This is a genomic window from Photobacterium sp. SKA34 (genome assembly GCF_000153325.1).
GTDB lineage: Bacteria > Pseudomonadota > Gammaproteobacteria > Enterobacterales > Vibrionaceae > Photobacterium.
This window is the reverse complement of sequence record NZ_CH724143.1, coordinates 333,245-352,624: the sequence shown is the minus strand read 5'-3', so window position 1 is coordinate 352,624 and position 19,380 is coordinate 333,245. Positions and strand designations below refer to the sequence as shown.

Genomic DNA, 19,380 nt, shown 5'->3' with positions numbered 1-19,380 from the left:
CTTCTAAATATCATCTGCTAATTCAGCCGTTTGAGTGTTATCTGCAATTAAACGAGACGGTAGCGTAAATGCAAAGGTACTGCCCTTTTCAAGCTCACTTTCAATTTCTAAATGGGAGTCATGGTGGCTCAAAGCATGTTTAACAATCGCCAGTCCCAAACCACTACCGCCAGTTTCACGAGAGCGGGCTTTATCCACACGGTAAAAACGCTCTGTTAAGCGATGAATATGCTGTGTTTCAATCCCATCACCACTGTCTGTTACTTCCAACCTTGCGCCGTTAGGCGAGCGATACCAACGAACCGTAATATCAGCATCACTTGGAGTATGTTTAACCGCGTTATAAACTAAATTAGAAATCGCACTACGTAGCTGATCATCATCACCTAATACACTCAAGCTCTGATCAATCTCGAAGTTAAAGAGCTGATTTTTATCCCCACTGAGTGAGATCGCTTCTTTTTCTAAAATATCTAGCATCGCAGGCACATCCACCACTTCCTCTAACTCAATGGTTGGAGCCGCTTCAATTTTTGATAAGGTTAATAGCTGCTCAACAAGCGCATTCATTCGCGCTAATTGCTCCGTCATCACACCATGTGCGCGATTCCACATCGGTCCTGATAACATATCAGGATCTGACGACATTTCTAGATAACCTTGTAGTACAGTCATTGGCGTGCGCAATTCATGAGAAACGTTAGCAAAGAAATTACGACGCATACCTTCAAGTTGCTTAAGCTGAGATACATCACGTACCGCCATCAAGTACTCACCTTCGGTATAACGCATAATCCGCAGCTCTAGGGTGCGGTCATAGTTCATTGGTGAAGTGATTTCTAAGGGCGTATCAAAAGACTGTTTTGCTAGATAACGAACAAAATCAGGGCTTCTTAATAAGTTACTGATAGGTTGCCCTGCATCATCTGGCCAACGTAAACCCAACAGTTGCTGCGCTAATTTATTGCACCAAACAATATTGCCTTCACTGCGAAACACAACAACGGCATCGGGCAATGATTCAGCACCATTACGGAAACGACGAATGAGGGTGGTTAATTCTTTACGGCGACGACGATTTCGTTGTTGTAAACGATACATGCCATTAAATAGAGGCTCCCAGCTACCGGAGCCAGAAGGCGGAGTAAGACTTCTATCTTTCCATAACCAATCTGACATTTTCAATTGATTGTGGAAATGCCAAATCAGTTGGATCCAAGTTGCGACGAGTAAAAACCATGGTAAATAACCGAAAATCATACCAAGGATGATCCACGGTAGATAAAACAGAATTAATTCCCATACCAATTTTTTCCATGACAATCTTTCGACCATGCTTTACTCCTTGTAACGGAGTTATGGTATGGATCCGTTACATTAAATTTCTTTACTCGTATAAACAACACAACCTCCAACCTTATCGAACTGCGATAATGGGTGAAGGCTCGTATTTTTCTTTATATAACCAACCCGAGTGTGGGTTGTAAATCACTACTATGGGCGAGTTGAGAAGCGATAACCTGCACCACGTACTGTTTGCACCATCTTATCGTGTCCACCTGATTCTAACGCTTTACGTAAACGACGGATGTGAACATCAACAGTACGATCTTCAACATAGACGTTAGTGCCCCAAACATTATTAAGTAACTGTTCACGACTATAAACACGCTCTTGGTGCGTCATAAAGAAGTGCAACATTTTAAACTCTGTTGGTCCCATCTCTAATGGCTCATCACCCGATGTCACACGATGCGATACAGGATCTAGTTTCAATCCCTGCACATCAATCACATCATCTAATGCTGTTGGTGATACACGACGCATAACGGCTTTTAAGCGTGCCATTAATTCTTTTGGAGAGAATGGTTTAGTGATGTAATCATCCGCACCTACTTCAAGACCACGAACCTTATCTTCTTCCTCACCACGTGCTGTTAACATTACAACAGGGATTTGGCGTGTAAGTTCATCGCGCTTAAGGTGTTTGATCAGGTTAATACCTGAACCACCGGGTAACATCCAGTCCATTAGAATAAGCTCAGGATAAGGTTCGCACATTTTTTCTAGTGCTGTGTCATAGTCCTCAGCTTCGATCGCTTGATAGCCCTTTTGCTCCAACACGAAACATAACATTTCACGAATTGGAGCTTCATCTTCTACCACAAGAATCCGTCTTACCATAATCAAATATACCTAGTCGTTTGCTTCATCTGACATGCGCCATTATGTGTTCTTAATATTACACTTTTGTGACTCACTGTAATAAAAGTATAAACCAAGTTGAATATATCTGATTTAAACATTCTCGTTATTTATAAAATAAAGAGATGAATATTAAATAATTACAATGAGTTAACACGTATTTACATTAACCTTTTATGGCAATATGACTACGCCCACCACCTTGTGCTTCAACAGCCACTTGCACCCCGATGCGCTCAACTAAAGTGCCAACGTGGGAGATAACACCAATTTGTCGACCATCCGCTTGAAGTGCATCAAGGCAGGCTAATGCCATTTCTAAACTATCAGGATCTAGAGTGCCAAATCCTTCATCAATAAACAGAGAGCCGAGCTGTCGAGTGTCTGCCGCCAGTGATGCTAAGGCTAAAGCCAAAGACAACGACACTAAGAAACTCTCGCCCCCCGAAAGCGATTCCACACTACGTACTTCATCACCCATATCATGATCGATAACCTGCAACGCCAACGGGCTTCCTGGTACAGGTTGTAACGCATAACGTGGCGCAAGATCTTGTAAGTGATGGTTGGCATTAATCACTAGTTGTTGCAGCGTTAACCCTTGTGCCAAGGTTCGGAATTTATTGCCGTTTGCTTGGCCAATTAAATCACTAATTTCCATCCACAACTCAGTTTGCGTTTGCTGGGTCGCTAATGCAGATCGTAAATCCCCTGCTTGTTTCTCGGCTTGCTCGCCTAAATCTAAGCGCTGACGCAATTGGAAGACTTGATCATCAAGTTGCGATTTTTCCGTCTTCCATTGGATAAACAATTGCTGTTGAGTTAAGGCGTCATCACTAATGTCATGTTCGCTAAACCACTGCTTGGCTAATTCAACCGTCGGCTGATAATCCACCTGTGCTTGCTGTCTTTCTTTAACAATGGTTTCACCTTGAGACACCGCTTGCTCTAGCTGTTTTAGCTCACTGCGCTCTTGCTGTAACCATGCATCATCGTGACTTAATAACGCCGTTAATTCCGCTTCAGTTAACGCAAGCTTTTCTAACCATGCTTGCCACACTTGTTGTAGATTCTGTTGCGCCGTTTTAGATTCTGCTAGTTGTTGGGTCGCGTTCTGCTGTTTGGTTAACTCTGCGGCAATCACTTCTGCCAATTGGTTTAATTGTGTTTGTAGCTGTTGGCATTGTTGCTGCTGTGCGTCAACATCGGCTTTAGCTGAATGTTCAATCGTATCGAGTGGCTGATCGCTAATAAGCTCAATACGTTGTTGCCAACAAACCTGTTGCTCTTTCGCAAGACGGGCTACTTTTGCCGTTAACTCATGGGCTTGTTGCTCACCATGCTGAACGCTATTGGTTAATGTTGCGAGCACTGGTACAAGCTCTGTCAGCTGTTTTTCAAGCAGTAATTGTTGCTCAATATTGGTTTGATATTGCTGAACTTGGTGTTCTAAATCGGCAATAAAGCTCGATTTACCTTTCTGAGCTAATGCGTTTATCCATGCATCATTACCATAGATTGTCATTAACGCCTGCTGTCTTTCAGCTATCACGTTTTGCACATTATTAGCTTGTGCTGTAAAAGCATTACATTGTTCTTGCGCTTGAGTTTGCTGCTGAGTTAGCAGATAGCATTGCTCTTTCAGCTCCGCTTCTTGCTTAGTTAATTGCTGTAATTGAAGCTGTTGTTGCTTGACCTCTTCAATCAGCACTTTGCGCTGTTCACCCTGAACTTTAATCTGCTGCATTTGCGATTTAGCATCATCGACTGCTTGTGACCAATGTGCTTGATAATGAGAAAGCTGAGCTACATCGCTATCAGTCGATAACGTAATTTCAGTCAAAGTAGTGGCATTTAGATCCGTTGCCATGAGATCGGTCCAATGGCATTGCTGCTGATTAACTAACGTCTGAATCGTATTATTAAAACCTGCAATTTCTTGCTCAATGTCAGTTTGACGTTGCTTATCTTGCAAAGCAGATTGAGTTAACTGGCGCTGCTCGGCATTAGCATCTTGCAATTGCTGGGCTAATTGCTGTAATCGCTGTTGTTGTTGGTTAATAATGCTTTCAACTTGCGGATTATGCTGCTGATAGGGATGATTTTCAGAGCCACACAGTGGGCAAGCTTCACCTTCAACAAGCTGCTCGCGATAGTCAGTTAAGCTCATTACAGCACGGCTTTGGTTTAGCTGAAGCTCTACTTCTTTATGCTGAGCACCAAGTTGTAATAACTCAGGCGCTAATGCAGATAAACGTTGCTCACTGCTAGCAATATTCGTCACTAAACCTTGCTGCTGAAGCTGAGATTTATCACGCTGTTGAAGCAAACCATGCCATTTATCTAGGCCAAATAAACTCTCTTTTAGTTTGCTACTTAATTGCTGATACGCAGCATAATGTTGGCGTTCTTGATCTTGCAATTGTTCTAATGCAGTTAGATCGTGACAAGCGGTTTGCTTCGTTAATTGCAGCTTTTGCTGATCCAATGCAGAAAGCTGTTTATCCAATTGGATCTGCTGCTGAGACACGCTCACTAACGTTTTTTCACGCTGTTTTATGTCAGTTTGCAGCTGTGCAATTTGGCTTTGCGCTTGTTGATACTGGCTGATGTTATCTTTGATCGCATTTTGCTGCTCAGCCAAGGCTTTGCCCCCTTGAGTTTGAGCCAGTGCAGCGGTCACTTGTTGTTGTTGTAACTGGGCGGCGTGTTGCTGTTGTTGCTTACTCGCAAGTTGCTCACGTTGGGTCGTGAGGTCTTTATTTAAGCCAGCTAATTGTTGCTGTAACTCTGCGCTTTGCTGCTGTAAAGCATCACGCTTTTGCTCAATACTTGCCGCTTGTTTTAGCTTTGGCTCAAGATCGGTTAACAGCTGTTGTTTTTGCGCTAATTGCTTCTGGCTTTGCTCTACATGGGTTTGTAATTGCCCTTGTTGTTGCTGCTTAGCCGTTAATTCAGCGGTAACTGATTGTCGTGATTGCTGCCACTTGAGCACTTGTTGCTGTGCTTGGGTTAATAGCGTGAAATCACCGCGAGCAGGAAGCGCTTGCTCATATTTTGTCAATTGCAGATAACGCGGCGCGGCTAATTGTTGGTCTTGCTTGGCTTGTACTAACTGCTGCTCACTTTCACCAATACGTTGCGTCAGTTTTTCAGCATTCACCAACACATCTTGATGCTGTTTAAGTTGCTCTAGTTTTTGTTGCTGGTTATTTACTTGTTCACGAGCACTGACCAATTGAGTATTTAATGCTTCGCGCTCTTCGTCAGTTAACAGTGCGATATCACCTAACTTACCTTGAAGTTGCGTCAGTTTAAGCTTTTCATCTTTAGCACGTTCATAAGCTGCAATGGATAATCGACCGTAGATTTCACCGCCCGTCATACGCTCTAACAGTGCTGCACGTTCATCAGCCCCTGCTTTTAGAAATGCCGCAAACTCACCTTGTGGCAACATCACAGCACGACGAAATTGATCGAAGCTCAAGCCGATCAGCTTTTCAATTTCTGCTTGTAGTTCTTGTTTTTTACCCGCGAAACGCTGCCCTGTTTCAATGTTTTCTAACCACTGCTCAGCGGCTTGAATTTTGCCTTCTGCACGACCACGAGCACGACGAACATGCCAATGCGAACGCCAATGTGAACCATCATTGGCAATAAAATCGACTTCGGCAAAACCTTCACCTTTACCGCGCGATAAAATACTACGCACATCATTGGCTTTGATGCGGTTGTCTTCACCTTCTCTACCAATTTCAGCATCTTTCTGTTTATTTGCTTGAAGTCGAGGAATACGATCAAATAACGCCAAACAAATCGCATCGAGCAAGGTAGATTTACCAGCCCCTGTTTTACCTGTGATCGCAAACAAGCCAGCGTCGCCTAATCTGCCACCCGCAAAATCAATCTCAAATTTGGTTTGTAAACTCGCTAAATTTTCACCACGAAGCGCAAGGATTTTCATTGTAATTATCTCTCTTATTCTTGTTCTTCAACTTGAGTTAATAGGGTTTCAAACGCTTCAGCCATTGCTTCTGTTGGCTCACCATCGAATTTTTTATTCCAACTTAATGCGAACACTTGTTGCGGTGACACCTCTGATAATCGACGGTGTTGCAAGCTATCTTGTTGCTCGCGTTGGCTGTAATGGGGCGTGATTTTGGCAAGACGAACAGATTTACCTTCTAATGCTTGCAGCACTTTTTCACGCAATAAGGCTTGTGGTTTATCAAGCAATACATGCACTTCTAAAAAGGGTTGTTGCTCACGTGGCAGTTCATCGTCAGGTAAGGCTTTTAATGCAGCTAACACTTCATCTAGCGGCGCTGGTTTGGTTGGCACTTTAAGCATATCGACACAGCGAGGAATACTGATCTCTTCAATCGCTTTAACGTTACTGCCATTAAATTCTACCGCTAAAATTTGGTGGTTATAATTACGCTCTGACATCGATAGTGGAATTGGCGACCCGCTATAACGCACATGCTCTTTCTTCGCCACTTTTTGTGCTAAATGCAAATGTCCAAGCGCAACATAACCCATGTCATCGGCAAAAATGGAAGCTGGTAGCGCATGTTGATTACCGCCAAGTACTCGACGTTCTGACATTTCAGATAATTGCCCTGATGCCATGTAAGCGTGTCCCATACCGATCATCGCTTGTTCTGACGCAAGTAATTCACGGGCGGCTTGTGTCATATCGCTATATAACACTTCTACCCCTTTAATTAAGCGGTCGTCGTTTTCATCAAGGTTATCGGTACGCAAATCTGCACTACGCAAAAACGGCACAGCTAATACATACGCGGCAGTTTTTTTGTCTTTATTGGTGATAGGTACCAGCATACGCTTAACATCTAAGGAGCCATCGTCTAAACGATGGATGCCGCCAACCATATGCAAATCAAAGGCTTTTAATAGTTCATGAGGCGCATCAAGTTTGCTTGGTGAATCATGGTTACCACCTATCATTACGACATCTAAATTCGGTAGGGTTTTCGACACCTTAGCCAAAAAGCGATACAACATGCGCCATGCGCTAGCGGGCGGATTGGCAGTATCGAAAATATCACCAGCAACTAACAAGGCATCTGCTTGCTGAGCTTCAAGTTCATCGGCTAACCAATCTAAGAACGCTTGATGTTCATAGTCGCGGTTATAACCGTGGAGTTGATGCCCTAAGTGCCAGTCAGAGGTATGGATAATTTTCATAATATAATGCGCAACCTAACCAGAAATAATCTGCTGATTGTACCGTGAGATCTCCCAAACCACATCTGCTATTTCACTGACTTACACTGCTATCACGGAATTTTATTTTTGATAAATAAGTCAGAGAGTTAGTTTGGGGAAGTTAGGTATGATTTGGGTGAGTTGAAATAAAAAAAAACGCTGTATAAATTTAATTTCACTCACAGTTCAGCAAGTTATTACACAATCTTAAGCTTCAATCACAAACGCCTCTTAGTAATTTTTAGTGGTTAGGTTAATATGTGCGACCCAACTGTTTAACCCTAGGAAGTGTGACTGCCATGATGTGGTTTAAGAATTTACTAGCCTACCGCTTTACGCGTGAAATTGATTTAAATGCAGACCAACTGGAGAAACAGCTGGAAGAGTTTCGCTTCACGCCTTGTGGTAGCCAAGATATCCAAAAATTTGGCTGGGCACACGCATTAGGCAAGCATGGTGATATGTTCACCCATGTTTCTGGCGACAATATTTTAATTTGTGCGCGTAAAGAAGAAAAAATGCTGCCTGCTTCTGTGATCAAAGAATCACTGAATAACAAAGTTGAGATGCAGGAAAAAGATCTTGGTCGTAAGTTGAAAAAGACTGAGAAAGATACACTAAAAGATGAAATCGTGATGGATTTACTGCCACGTGCTTTCAGTCGTCAATCGCAAACTTTCGCTCTAATCATGCCAAAGCTTGGCTATATTGTGGTTGATGCAGGCAGCTTTAAAAAAGCCGAAGATATGCTGGCGCTACTACGTAAATCTATCGGTAGCCTACCTGTTGTGCCTGTTGTACCTGAAAAACCATTAGCCCTAACCATGACAGAGTGGGTACGTAGCAATCAAGCGCCTCATGGTTTTACTATCGGTGAAGAAGCAGAATTTAAAGCGGTTGAAGAAGATGGCGGTGTGATCCGTTGTAAGCAACAAGATTTAAACTGTGACGAAATTCTTGCACATATCGAAGCAAACAAGGTGGTAACGAAGCTGGCTTTAAACTGGCAAGACCGTGTCGACTTTGTTCTTGCTGATGATTTAACCGTGAAACGTTTGAAGTTCTCTGATGAAATCAAAGATCAAAACGAAGATATCGACCGTGAAGATATGGCGCAACGTATTGATGCTGATTTATCACTGATGGGTGGTGAATTCTCTGCGTTCTTACCAAATCTATTTGAAGTGGTTGGCGGTTTAGAAAATAAAGGCTAATCCCTTTTATTAAAACAACATCGAATACATAAAATAAAAGCCGTGATGCTCTGTTATTTTTACAACCAAGAGCACCACGGCTTTTTTAATGGCTCGCGAATTGATTACATGCTTATTCCCAAGCCTGCATTGGCTTTTTTACCTAAACGGTAATACCAAATAGAAAGCGGAATAAAGATCAGATTCATCAATGTGGTCATGTTCATACCAAAACCAGATTGGTTTAAAGTACGTAAGGTTTGATCAGTTGTGACCCAACCAAAGCCATTGAAGATCGCATCAACACATAACCCTGTAAATAAAATCGCCATGAACAGTAAACCCACCATCCATTTAGTTGGGCGTTTACCGTAATATTTTTGATAAACACGCATCATTGGAATAGTTAATACATCGGAAAGAATAAAGCCAATCACCCCACCAAATGAAATACCACCATGCCATAGTGCTGCTGCCAAAATTAAGTTACCCACCGAGCAAACATAAGCAATCATCGCGACAAAAATACCGATGATGACATCCAGCAACGAGTGTAACCAAGCCGGTAACCCTACATCGTTACTTATAAATAAGGCGCGCCAACCTTCTTGTGGCACTAAAGCAATTAAGATTGATGATACAACAACACCAATTAAGATCTCTTTGCCTATCATTGCCAAATCCATTTGGAAAAAGCTAGCAGATTTGGTGATTTTTGCCATTACGCCAGTGTCATTTTTTGATGGCATAGCCATGTTAGAGATGACCATGTCCATGCCGCAATCATTACTCTCATGCTTCATCTTCGACATATCCATGCCACAGTCACTGGTGTCATGCTTCATTTCAGACATGTCCATACCACAACTGGCTTTTTGTTGCGGCAAGGCATTGGCTATATGCTGACGTAATTCTTGTTCAACATCTTTGGGATAAAAACGACTAAACAAAAAGCCAACGGTTGCGATTAAGATCAAGCCACCAATGACTTCACCCCATAAGAATGTCCAGCCCATGAGTGCCACCAGCACAATAAACATTTCCACTATCAAGTTAGTACTGGATACTAAAAATGCCATTGCGTTGGCAACTGTCGCCTTTTTGGCTAATAAGGTATGAGACAAGGATGCGGCAGCATAAGAACACGACGACGACATCATACCTAATAAAGTGGTAAAGCTGAGGCTTTTCACATCGGTTTTACCCAAGTGTTTCACCACGGTATCAACAGGTAATAAATTGCGAATAAAAGAAGAGAGTATTAAGCCAAACGCTAATGGCCAGAATATTTGCCATGACATGTTAAAAAACACAGAAATGACATGAAAGATGATATTGCTATCCCCACTTTCCATGAAGACACCTTGTTGTTATTTATAAGAGAGATATCGGCTAAGCATAGTACGCTTACATGAAGCATTACATCGCTTTATCACTCAAACTAACTTTGCAAATGTGTCTTAGTAAAAATGCAAAAATATCAAATAGGTTACGTGTTATTAGGATAACAATGACAAGTGGTTAAATGATCGTTCACCATCCCTACGGCTTGCATAAAAGAATAGCAGGTTATTGCCCCAATAAACTTAAATCCTTGCTTCTTTAGTACCTTACTCATGTAAGCAGATTGCTCAGTTTCTGCTGGCATTTCAGCCATGGTTTGCCATTGATTAACGACCGTTTTATGTTCTACAAACTGCCAGAAAAAACGGCTAGTGGTATCTTTTTGCGAATTTCAATCAATAAGGCAAGGTTATTTAAAGCAGCTGCTATTTTGCCGCGATGTTTTATTACATCAAACTGCTGGCAAATATGCTCGACTAACACTTCTCGTGGTTGTGGCAATAATTCTGCTTCAATTTTAGCTAAATCAAAATCAAGAAAAGCAGCCCGATAAGCCGGACGTTTACGCAGTACGGTTAACCAACTCAATCCACTTTGCATACTCTCCAAAATAAAACATTCGGCAAGGACGTTGTCATCACACGTTTTTTTGCCCCATTCGGTATCGTGATAATGCTGTAACAGTGGATCGGTTGTTGCCCAGTCGCAGCAAGTTATTGGCGCACTCGGGATTGTCATAATACAGTCCTTATAAAAAAATACGGGAGTATCACTACTCCCATATTGGCTTTTACACGTTATTTTAATTTATAAGAAAATACTTAATGTTGCAGCAATTGTGAAGGCAATGGTACCTAGAAGGGTTTCCATTACCGTCCACGTTTTTAGGGTTGTTTTCTCATCCATATCTAGCAGTTTACCTACTAGCCAGAATCCTGAATCGTTGAAATGAGATAACACCGTTACACCCGATGCAATTGCAATCACGATGAAACATAAATCTAAAGCACTTAGACCTGTAGTGGCTGCAACCATAGGTGCAATCAGCGCAGCTGTTGTAGTTAGAGCAACCGTTGCTGAACCTTGCGCTACACGTAATGCTGTCGAAACTAAGAACGCTGCCACAATCACTGGCATACCAGTATCAGACATTAAGTTAGCTAGCGCATCACCAATACCACTTGCACGTAGTACGCCACCGAACATACCACCCGCACCCGCACCCGTTACAAGAATAACGGCACAGATTGGCGCAAGTGAATCACCACATAGCTTTTCAAGTTTAGCCATGCCGTAATTTTTAGAGAACAGTGCTAAACAGAACAACAAGGTGATCATCAATGCGATTGGTGTTTTACCCAACATACGTAAAGCATTAACCCACGTTGCATCACCATTTACCACACCCATTACTGCTAGTGTGTGTAAACCCGTGTCCATAAAGATAAGCACTAAAGGCATTAACAAAATAGCAAGAACTGTTGAGAACTTAGGTAAGTTATTTTCGTCAATCACTTCTTGTGTTGCTAAGAAAGCTTGTGGCAAAGGAAGGTTAAATCTTTCACCCGCCCATAATCCGTAAAGGTAAGCGCCTAGGTACCAAGTCGGCAGTGCAATCAACAAACCAACAATGGTTAATAAACCAATATTTGCACCTAATAAATCACTTGCAGCGACAGGGCCTGGGTGCGGCGGCAAGAATGCGTGCATCACAGCAAAAGCACCGGCAACAGGTAGCGCGTACTTAATTGTTGAGCCACCAAATTGTTTAGCAACACTAAACAAAATAGGCATCATGACCATTAACCCAGCATCGAAGAAGATTGGAAAACCAAACAACAGCGACGCAACACCTAACGCAAAAGGTGCTCTTTCAGAACCAAACCTACCAATTAAGGTATCCGCTAGTACTTTAGCGCCCCCTGTTACTTCAAGAATTCGCCCTATCATGGTACCTAAGCCCACAAGCAGAGAAACAAAGGCTAATGTGCCTCCAAAACCTGACATCATGGTAGGTACAACTTGATCAGCATTTACACCAGTTACTACTGCTGTAATAAAACTCACTAACGTTAAAGCTAGGAAAGCATGTAACTTAAATCTCATTATTGTCATTAATAACAATAAGATAGAACATGCTGCGATGAACAATAAGTAGGTTGGGTCTAACGTCATACAGGATCTCTCCAGCAAAAAAGAATGTTTTATTCCGTTGTGAGTATTTTTATTGTGAGTATCTTCACAACGCTTTATGTTACCGTAACATGGTACCCGTAACATGTTACCCGTAACATGGTAACTTACAAGAAAATAGAACAACCGATGTTCAAAAGTGAGATAGAGGTTAAAAATGGCAGGTCAAAGCATAATTGTAATGGGGGTATGTGGTTGCGGGAAATCTACGATTGGTGAAGGTATCGCCCACAGCTTAAATGCAAAGTTCATCGATGGTGATGATTTACACCCAAGAGTCAACATCCAAAAAATGGTCAGTGGAACACCATTGAACGATACCGATCGTGAACCTTGGTTAGAGCGTATTCGTGATGCCGCTTATAGCATCGAGAATAAAAACGAAGTTGGGATCATTGTTTGTTCAGCCTTAAAAAAGAAATACCGCGATCAGATCCGTGAAGGCAATAAAAACGTTTCGTTTATCTTCTTAGATGGCGATCGTGAATTGATCCTTGAAAGAATGCGTGCCCGTAAAGGCCATTTTATGCGTGACACCATGTTAACTAGCCAGCTTGAAACTCTTGAGCGTCCTGTTGATGAGATGGATGTGTTCACAGTCTCTATCGATGGTTCTATTAACGAAATTATTGAAGATGCTGTTCAGCAATTACGTGAGGCAAATCTATGAATCCGATTATTTCAGCCGTGACTGAGCGCATTAAAGCAAGAAGTGCTGAAAGTTATCCGCAATGGTTAGCCATGACCAAAGAAATGGAACAAGCGGGTAAAGGCCGTAGTCAACTTTCTTGCGGCAATCTAGCTCACGTTGTTGCCGCTAATTGCGCCCAAGAAAAAGCCGCGATTTTAGATTTCCTGCATGCCAATATTGCTATCGTCAGTGGCTACAATGACATGTTAAGTGCTCACCAACCTTATAAATATTACCCAGACATTATTGCAAAAGCGCTGGCGGAATACGGTCATACCAGCCAAGTCGCAGGTTGTGTTCCTGCAATGTGTGACGGTATTACTCAAGGTCAACCGGGCATGGAAATGTCGCTGTTTTCTCGTGATATTGTCGCCCAAGCAACGGCTATTACCTTAAGTCATAACGCGTTTGATGCCACATTGCTATTAAGCATCTGCGATAAAATCGCCCCGGGGCAATTAATCGGCGCATTATCTTTTGCGCATCTTCCAACAACATTCGTGCCAGTTGGACCTATGGGTACAGGCATAAGCAATGATGAAAAGGTTAATGTTCGTCAACAATATGCCGCTGGTGAAGTCGATTCCGCTGCGCTATTAACCATGGAATGCCAGGCATACCACTCACCGGGTACTTGTACGTTTTATGGCACTGCGAATACTAACCAACTTATTTTAGAAGTTATGGGCTTAATGCTACCGGGCTCTGCATTTGTGCCACCGACAAGCGAACTACGAAAAGTATTAACTGAAGAAACCGCTTGTCGTATTGCTGCGGCAGCAAATCAGCAATCAAGCCAATACCGCCCTCTTTATCAAGTAATGACGGCAGAAAGTTTGGTGAATGGTTTAGTGGCATGGTTAGCCTCAGGTGGCAGTACTAACCATAGCTTACATATGGTGGCGATTGCTCGTAGTGCGGGCATTATTTTAACGTGGGATGACATCAGTGATTTATCTGATGTGGTTCCTTTATTGGTGCGCATGTACCCGAATGGGCCTGCTGATATTAATGCTTTCCAACAAGCCGGTGGCGTACCAACCTTAATAAAAACATTACATCAACGTGGGCTACTCAATACCAATGTGAAAACGGCGTTTGGTGAATTTACTGACCAAATGACCACGCCAAGTTTACAAGATGGCAAACTGGTATGGTCGCCTTGTGCAGACTCAACAGATAGTGATGTTATTTGTACACCAGAGATCACTTTTAACCCTTCAGGTGGCTTAAAAGTATTAAAGGGAAATATTGGTACATCGGTGATTAAAGTGTCTGCGGTTGCAAAACAGCATCAACATATTACAGCACCAGCGAAAGTATTCCGTTGCCAAAACGAGGTTGAAAAAGCCTATAAACAAGGTTTGTTAGATCAAGATTCGATTATTGTCGTGACCCATAACGGACCTGCAGCAAATGGTATGCCTGAACTTCACAAATTAATGCCAATTTTAGGTAATATCCAAAAGAAAGGGTATCAAGTCGCACTGGTTACCGATGGTCGCTTATCAGGTGCATCAGGCAAAATTCCTGCTGCAATCCATATTACGCCAGAAGCCCTACGTGGTGGTGCAATTGGTTTAATTAAAGATGGCGATATGATGGAATTAAATGCGATCACAGGTGAGCTAACGGTTAACGCTGATCTTACAGCTCGTAGCGCACCGATTGAAAACGACATACCTGCATTTACCTTTGGTCGTAACTTATTCGCCAATTTACGCAAGCAAGTTTCAAGTGCCGATACTGGTGTCACTATTTTTTAAGTTATTGGATAGGAAGAAAAACATGAATACTTGGCAAGTTAATCCACAAGATGTGTTTGCCGCATCGCCTGTAGTCCCTGTAATGATCATTGAACGCTTAGAAGACGCTGTTCCTATGGCACAAGCACTAAAAAATGGTGGTATCACTCTATTCGAAATTACCCTTCGTACGCCTGTTGCTCTTGAGGCAATTCGTGCGATTGCAGAAGCAATACCTGATGCGATGGTGGGCGCTGGAACGGTACTTACCTGCGAGCAGTATGACGCTGCAGTTGAAGCTGGCGCAAAATTTGTGATTTCTCCAGGAATGACACCTAAATTACTTAGCTATGCAAAATCTGGTACCGCACCTTTAATTCCAGGTGTGAGTACGCCATCAGAAATCATGCAGGCGTTAGAGCTTGGCTATCAGCAACTAAAATTCTTCCCAGCAGAAGCGAATGGTGGTGCTAAAGCTCTCGCCGCTATTGCTGCGCCATTACCACAAGTACAATTCTGCCCAACGGGCGGCATTAGCCCTGCAAACGTTGATCAGTACAAAGCGGTGAAATGTGTTGCCACAGTTGGTGGTTCTTGGATGCTACCTAAGGATCTGATTGATAATGGTGAGTGGGAAGAAATCACCAAACTTTCTCAAGAGGCGGTAGCGCTATTAGCGTAATGCTAAATCAATCAATTATTAATAAATAAAGATTGATGAATAAATGCAGGCAGCGCACGATACTCTCATGCGCTGTTTTTTATCACTTACTTTCTACTTCGGGCTTTCCTAAGCTCTCGCCTAAGTACAAGCTATAACCAATATCTTGAATAGGGTTAGCCACTTTCTTTCCTGCTAATTTCTTCAATAATAATGTCGCTGCTGCCGCACCAATTTCTTCACGTGGTGTATTCACACTCGCCAGCGTCGGTGAAATCGCTTTACCAATATCTAAGGCATTATAACCTGCAATGGCTACCTGATTTGGAATGGCGACATTGTGCTCTTGGCAATGCATCATAGCGCCAATCGCTAAGTCATCATTGGTACAAAATACAGCATCCAACTCTGGGTGTTGCGCTAGAGCTTGACGCATTAATTCTCGCCCTTGGGTAAAGCTCGAGTGCTCTTCTGTCGATACAATACGTGGCGTTAGTCCTTTTGCTTCCATCGCTTGAATATAGCCGTCACAACGCAATTGGGTACGGCGATCTAATCGTGCAGCGAAATAAACAATATTGCAGCGTCCGTATTCAATCATCTTAGAGACTAAATCAAACGCCGCCTGTTTGTGATCCAGCCCTACCGCCATATCAATTGGGTTTTCAGGCAAATCAATCGTTTCTACTACAGGAATAGCCGCAGCATTGATCATCTTATAACTGCGTTCGCTGTGAATACTTTCAGTCAAAATCAAACCATCAACATGGTAAGACAATAACGAAGCAATCTTCTCTTCTTCCTCTTCCGCACTGTAGCCATAGTGGGTGATCAGGGTTTGATAACCTTCTTTTTGGGTTACCGATTCAATCCCTTGTAATAAAGAAGCAAACACTTGGTTAGATAACGATGGCAGTAAGATCCCAATCGCCTTACTGTTACGATTCGATAAAATATCAGGCGCACGACTGGCAACATAACCTAGCTCTTCCACCACTACCGCGATTTTTTCTCGTGTACTTTCAGCCACAGAGCTAGGGTCACGTAAATAACGACTCACCGTCATTTTTGTTACTCCCACCTGTTTTGCAACATCATTTAATGTGGGACGGTGTTTCGGTTTGGTTGTCATTAGTCTGTCCTGACGATGAGATGAAGAAAATGAAATGCGATAGACGTAGATTATGAGGTAAACCTAATAGCAGCAACTATTTATCTGTAATTTCATAACTATTAGATAATTTACGACCCGCCTTAAAACGATTTTACAGAATGTAATTATTGCAAAAAAGAAAAAACTCAATGAGAAAAGTGGCACTTAGGTCACGAAAAACGTAAAATCCTGCCTTAACTTTGTATCACTAGGTGATATGAACTGATCTGGAATCAGAATAAGAGAATATAGAGCCATGTTTAAACCAGAATTACTTTCACCTGCAGGCAGCCTTAAAAACATGCGTTACGCATTTGCCTACGGCGCTGATGCCGTTTATGCAGGTCAACCTCGCTACAGCCTTCGTGTTCGTAACAACGAGTTCAATCACGAAAATCTAAAGATTGGTATTGATGAAGCGCATGCTCAAGGTAAAAAGCTGTATGTGGTATGTAATATTCAACCACATAACTCAAAGCTAAAAACCTTCATTCGCGATCTTAAACCAATCGTAGAAATGGGCCCTGACGCACTAATCATGTCAGATCCGGGTCTTATCATGATGGTTCGCGAAGCATTCCCTGAGGTTGTTATTCACCTGTCAGTTCAAGCTAATGCGGTTAACTGGGCAACAGTGAAATTCTGGGCTAGCCAAGGTGTTGAGCGTGTGATCCTATCTCGTGAGTTATCACTAGAAGAAATCGAAGAAATTCGTGAGCACTGCCCTGACACTGAATTAGAAATCTTCGTGCACGGTGCACTTTGTATGGCTTACTCTGGTCGTTGCCTTCTTTCTGGTTACATCAACAAGCGCGATCCAAACCAAGGCACTTGCACTAACGCCTGTCGTTGGGAATACAAAGCTGAAAAAGCAGTTGAGAACGATGCAGGTCAAATCGTTGAAATTCAAGATGCAGTGCAAACACAAGATGTTGAAGAGCGCCCTGATAATACATTAGGTCTAGGTAAGCCAATTGATGATGTTGTGCTGCTAAGTGAATCTCACCGTCCAGAAGAAAAAATGGCAGCGTTTGAAGATGAGCATGGTACTTACATCATGAACTCAAAAGATCTTCGTGCTGTTCAACACGTTGAGCGCCTAACTAAAATGGGTGTTCACTCACTGAAGATTGAAGGCCGTACTAAGTCGTTCTACTACTGTGCACGTACTGCGCAAGTTTACCGTAAAGCGATTGATGATGCGGTTGCGGGTAAGCCATTTGATGACTCACTACTAGGCACATTAGAAAGCTTAGCGCACCGAGGCTACACTGAAGGTTTCCTACGTCGTCACACCCACGACACGTACCAAAATTATGACTACGGTTACTCAATTTCTGATTCTCAACAATTTGTTGGTGAGTTCACAGGTAAACGCCGTGGCGATCTTGCTGAAATTGAAGTGAAGAACAAATTCATTGTTGGCGATAGCCTTGAAGTAATGACACCAAAAGGCAACGTTATCTTCAACCTTGAAACCATGGAAAACCGTAAGTCTGAAGTGATTGATGACGCGAAAGGTAATGGTCACTTCGTATTTATCCCAGTACCTGCTGATATGGATCTTGATTTTGGTCTGTTAATGCGTAACTTGGGTAATGGCGAAGATACACGTAACCCTCACGCACCTAAAGACGGTAAATAAGCACTATGGCACTGCTCATTACAAGCAAATGCATTAACTGCGACATGTGTGATCCTGAATGCCCTAACGAGGCGATCACCATGGGTGATAGCATCTATGAAATCAACCCAGATCGCTGTACTGAATGTAAAGGGCATTACGATAAGCCAACCTGTCAGTCGGTTTGTCCAATCACCAACTGCATTATTACCGATCCTGATCACGTAGAATCTGACAATGAACTGCTAGAAAAGTTTGTTACCTTGCAAGGTCTTGCTTAGTTCTTACTCGAGCCAACCATCAGACAATAAAAAAGCGCCTTTCGGCGCTTTTTTTGTACCTACACATAACCAATTTAGAAAAGTTAACTATTAATCAAAACCTTACACTGTGCAGGTAACACTGGCTTCGGTTTAGGTTTGGGTTTAACCGCTTGTTTGTTTGACTCAGGCTTTTTAAAGTCTGGTGCCCATGAGGCTAACTCTTTACCACAGCCATCACCTGGTGGTGGCGGTGTTTGTGGCTCACAGTAGGCACTTCCTTCAGGGCAATTTAAACGGACATGGAAATGGTAGTAATGGCCATACCAAGGACGGACTTTACGTAACCAATCACGATCTTTCCATTCCGTTTTACAAAGCTGCTCTTTGATCACTGGATGAACGAATATACGAGCTACACGATCATCACTTGCCGCAAGCTGGATCAAATGTGCTTGTTTACTGCTCCAGTTCTTTTCGATGATTTTGTAATTATTTACATCAACCATAGGTAGAGCTGAAACTGTTTTTAGCTCTTTCTGTGATAACGGTTTTTCTGGGATACGTAACCAAATATCCGCATCCAAGCCTGTTTGGTGGCTCGCGTGACCTGACGAAAAGCGTCCACCACGAGGCATCGCAATATCTCCCACCAGCACATTACCAATTTTCAACTGCTGTGAGGTTTTCATTAACTCTTTTAGAAAAGTTATCGTTTCATGATTTCCATAGTAGCGTCCACGTTCAGCACGAATCACTTGGTAACCATCTCCTTTTAACGGCAACGCTTCCGCTCCCGCCAAACAGCCATTCGAATATGAACCGATAGACATTGATTCACCCAGTGTTGGTGTTTTTACTTTTTCCCATGGCGTAGCGAGAACACTAGTGCTTGACGCTACAAATAACAATCCTGTCAAAAATTTCCCTAGCACTGCTTAATTCCTAATCAAGATAAATTAAAAAGATCATAGCTTATGTATTTTCATGTCTCCAATAAAAGCATGTTTTTATATCACTAATTAGTGATATCGCTTATTTAATGGCAACTTTAAGATTTTATTAAAAAAATAACCAAA

At 42.4% G+C, this 19,380-nt stretch carries 14 protein-coding genes and 1 pseudogene; 6 read left to right on the top strand and 9 right to left on the bottom strand.

The annotated features are described in order from the left end of the window. Positions 1 to 3: 3 nt before the first annotated feature. From phoR to SKA34_RS14550, 4 genes are all read right to left on the bottom strand, one after another. Positions 4 to 1,335 (bottom strand): phosphate regulon sensor histidine kinase PhoR, encoded by a 1,332-nt coding sequence (phoR, locus tag SKA34_RS14565; protein ID WP_006646286.1) that lies wholly within the window; start codon positions 1,333 to 1,335, stop codon positions 4 to 6. A 159-nt stretch (positions 1,336 to 1,494) separates the two neighbouring features. Beyond that, complete coding sequence (gene phoB, locus SKA34_RS14560; protein ID WP_006646285.1) at positions 1,495 to 2,184, bottom strand: phosphate regulon transcriptional regulator PhoB; 690 nt, start codon at positions 2,182 to 2,184, stop codon at positions 1,495 to 1,497. A gap of 187 nt (positions 2,185 to 2,371) precedes the next feature. After that, positions 2,372 to 6,169 (bottom strand): AAA family ATPase, encoded by a 3,798-nt coding sequence (locus tag SKA34_RS14555; protein WP_006646284.1) that lies wholly within the window; start codon positions 6,167 to 6,169, stop codon positions 2,372 to 2,374. A gap of 14 nt (positions 6,170 to 6,183) precedes the next feature. Continuing rightward, positions 6,184 to 7,416: an exonuclease SbcCD subunit D C-terminal domain-containing protein gene (locus tag SKA34_RS14550; RefSeq protein ID WP_006646283.1), complete on the bottom strand. Its 1,233-nt coding sequence runs from the start codon at positions 7,414 to 7,416 to the stop codon at positions 6,184 to 6,186. A 323-nt stretch (positions 7,417 to 7,739) separates the two neighbouring features. On the opposite strand from SKA34_RS14550, the gene rdgC reads away from it, so the two are divergent. Beyond that, a complete protein-coding gene (rdgC, locus tag SKA34_RS14545; RefSeq protein WP_198138499.1) occupies positions 7,740 to 8,651 on the top strand; it encodes a recombination-associated protein RdgC in 912 nt (303 codons plus the stop codon). Positions 8,652 to 8,755: 104 nt separating this feature from the next. On the opposite strand, the gene SKA34_RS14540 is transcribed toward rdgC, so the two are convergent. The 3 genes and pseudogenes from SKA34_RS14540 to SKA34_RS14530 all read right to left on the bottom strand — a co-directional run bounded on the left by SKA34_RS14540 (position 8,756) and on the right by SKA34_RS14530 (position 12,149). After that, positions 8,756 to 9,985: a permease gene (locus tag SKA34_RS14540; RefSeq protein ID WP_006646281.1), complete on the bottom strand. Its 1,230-nt coding sequence runs from the start codon at positions 9,983 to 9,985 to the stop codon at positions 8,756 to 8,758. Positions 9,986 to 10,119: 134 nt separating this feature from the next. After that, positions 10,120 to 10,712, bottom strand: a pseudogene (locus SKA34_RS14535) (DNA-3-methyladenine glycosylase I). A gap of 69 nt (positions 10,713 to 10,781) precedes the next feature. Next, on the bottom strand, positions 10,782 to 12,149 hold the full coding sequence (locus SKA34_RS14530; RefSeq protein WP_006646278.1) for a GntP family permease: 1,368 nt from the start codon (positions 12,147 to 12,149) through the stop codon (positions 10,782 to 10,784). Between the two features lie 175 nt (positions 12,150 to 12,324). On the opposite strand from SKA34_RS14530, the gene SKA34_RS14525 reads away from it, so the two are divergent. From SKA34_RS14525 to SKA34_RS14515, 3 genes are read left to right on the top strand one after another with little or no spacing between them, the layout of a single operon-like run. Continuing rightward, on the top strand, positions 12,325 to 12,837 hold the full coding sequence (locus SKA34_RS14525) for a gluconokinase (RefSeq protein ID WP_006646277.1): 513 nt from the start codon (positions 12,325 to 12,327) through the stop codon (positions 12,835 to 12,837). Next, entirely contained in the window at positions 12,834 to 14,624 is a 1,791-nt protein-coding gene (gene edd / locus SKA34_RS14520; RefSeq protein WP_006646276.1) for a phosphogluconate dehydratase, read from the top strand. The genes SKA34_RS14525 and edd overlap by 4 nt, the downstream gene beginning before the upstream one ends. A 22-nt stretch (positions 14,625 to 14,646) precedes the next feature. Further along, positions 14,647 to 15,285: a bifunctional 4-hydroxy-2-oxoglutarate aldolase/2-dehydro-3-deoxy-phosphogluconate aldolase gene (locus tag SKA34_RS14515; RefSeq protein WP_006646275.1), complete on the top strand. Its 639-nt coding sequence runs from the start codon at positions 14,647 to 14,649 to the stop codon at positions 15,283 to 15,285. Positions 15,286 to 15,367: 82 nt separating this feature from the next. Here the strand turns inward: SKA34_RS14515 and SKA34_RS14510 are convergent, their stop codons facing one another. Next, the gene (locus tag SKA34_RS14510; RefSeq protein WP_006646274.1) at positions 15,368 to 16,396 is read right to left on the bottom strand and encodes a substrate-binding domain-containing protein; all 1,029 of its coding nucleotides are present in this window, start codon (positions 16,394 to 16,396) and stop codon (positions 15,368 to 15,370) included. A gap of 277 nt (positions 16,397 to 16,673) precedes the next feature. On the opposite strand from SKA34_RS14510, the gene yegQ reads away from it, so the two are divergent. Both yegQ and SKA34_RS14500 read left to right on the top strand, forming a co-directional pair. Then, positions 16,674 to 18,062, top strand: coding sequence for a tRNA 5-hydroxyuridine modification protein YegQ (gene yegQ / locus SKA34_RS14505; RefSeq protein WP_006646273.1), 1,389 nt, complete (start codon positions 16,674 to 16,676; stop codon positions 18,060 to 18,062). Positions 18,063 to 18,067: 5 nt separating this feature from the next. Continuing rightward, complete coding sequence (locus SKA34_RS14500) at positions 18,068 to 18,322, top strand: YfhL family 4Fe-4S dicluster ferredoxin (protein WP_006646272.1); 255 nt, start codon at positions 18,068 to 18,070, stop codon at positions 18,320 to 18,322. 83 nt (positions 18,323 to 18,405) lie between these two features. On the opposite strand, the gene mepA is transcribed toward SKA34_RS14500, so the two are convergent. Further along, on the bottom strand, positions 18,406 to 19,236 hold the full coding sequence (gene mepA, locus SKA34_RS14495; protein WP_006646271.1) for a penicillin-insensitive murein endopeptidase: 831 nt from the start codon (positions 19,234 to 19,236) through the stop codon (positions 18,406 to 18,408). Positions 19,237 to 19,380: the final 144 nt, after the last annotated feature.

Bases quoted from the DNA above. Each gene is read 5' to 3' on its own strand.
- phoB (WP_006646285.1), bottom strand. From the start codon at position 2,184: ATGGTAAGACGGATTCTTGTGGTAGAAGATGAAGCTCCAATTCGTGAA.
- SKA34_RS14510 (WP_006646274.1), bottom strand. From the start codon at position 16,396: ATGACAACCAAACCGAAACACCGTCCCACATTAAATGATGTTGCAAAA.
- SKA34_RS14515 (WP_006646275.1), top strand. From the start codon at position 14,647: ATGAATACTTGGCAAGTTAATCCACAAGATGTGTTTGCCGCATCGCCT.
- SKA34_RS14540 (WP_006646281.1), bottom strand. From the start codon at position 9,985: ATGGAAAGTGGGGATAGCAATATCATCTTTCATGTCATTTCTGTGTTT.
- phoR (WP_006646286.1), bottom strand. From the start codon at position 1,335: ATGGTCGAAAGATTGTCATGGAAAAAATTGGTATGGGAATTAATTCTG.
- SKA34_RS14500 (WP_006646272.1), top strand. From the start codon at position 18,068: ATGGCACTGCTCATTACAAGCAAATGCATTAACTGCGACATGTGTGAT.
- yegQ (WP_006646273.1), top strand. From the start codon at position 16,674: ATGTTTAAACCAGAATTACTTTCACCTGCAGGCAGCCTTAAAAACATG.
- SKA34_RS14550 (WP_006646283.1), bottom strand. From the start codon at position 7,416: ATGAAAATTATCCATACCTCTGACTGGCACTTAGGGCATCAACTCCAC.
- SKA34_RS14525 (WP_006646277.1), top strand. From the start codon at position 12,325: ATGGCAGGTCAAAGCATAATTGTAATGGGGGTATGTGGTTGCGGGAAA.
- edd (WP_006646276.1), top strand. From the start codon at position 12,834: ATGAATCCGATTATTTCAGCCGTGACTGAGCGCATTAAAGCAAGAAGT.
- rdgC (WP_198138499.1), top strand. From the start codon at position 7,740: ATGTGGTTTAAGAATTTACTAGCCTACCGCTTTACGCGTGAAATTGAT.
- SKA34_RS14530 (WP_006646278.1), bottom strand. From the start codon at position 12,149: ATGACGTTAGACCCAACCTACTTATTGTTCATCGCAGCATGTTCTATC.
- SKA34_RS14555 (WP_006646284.1), bottom strand. From the start codon at position 6,169: ATGAAAATCCTTGCGCTTCGTGGTGAAAATTTAGCGAGTTTACAAACC.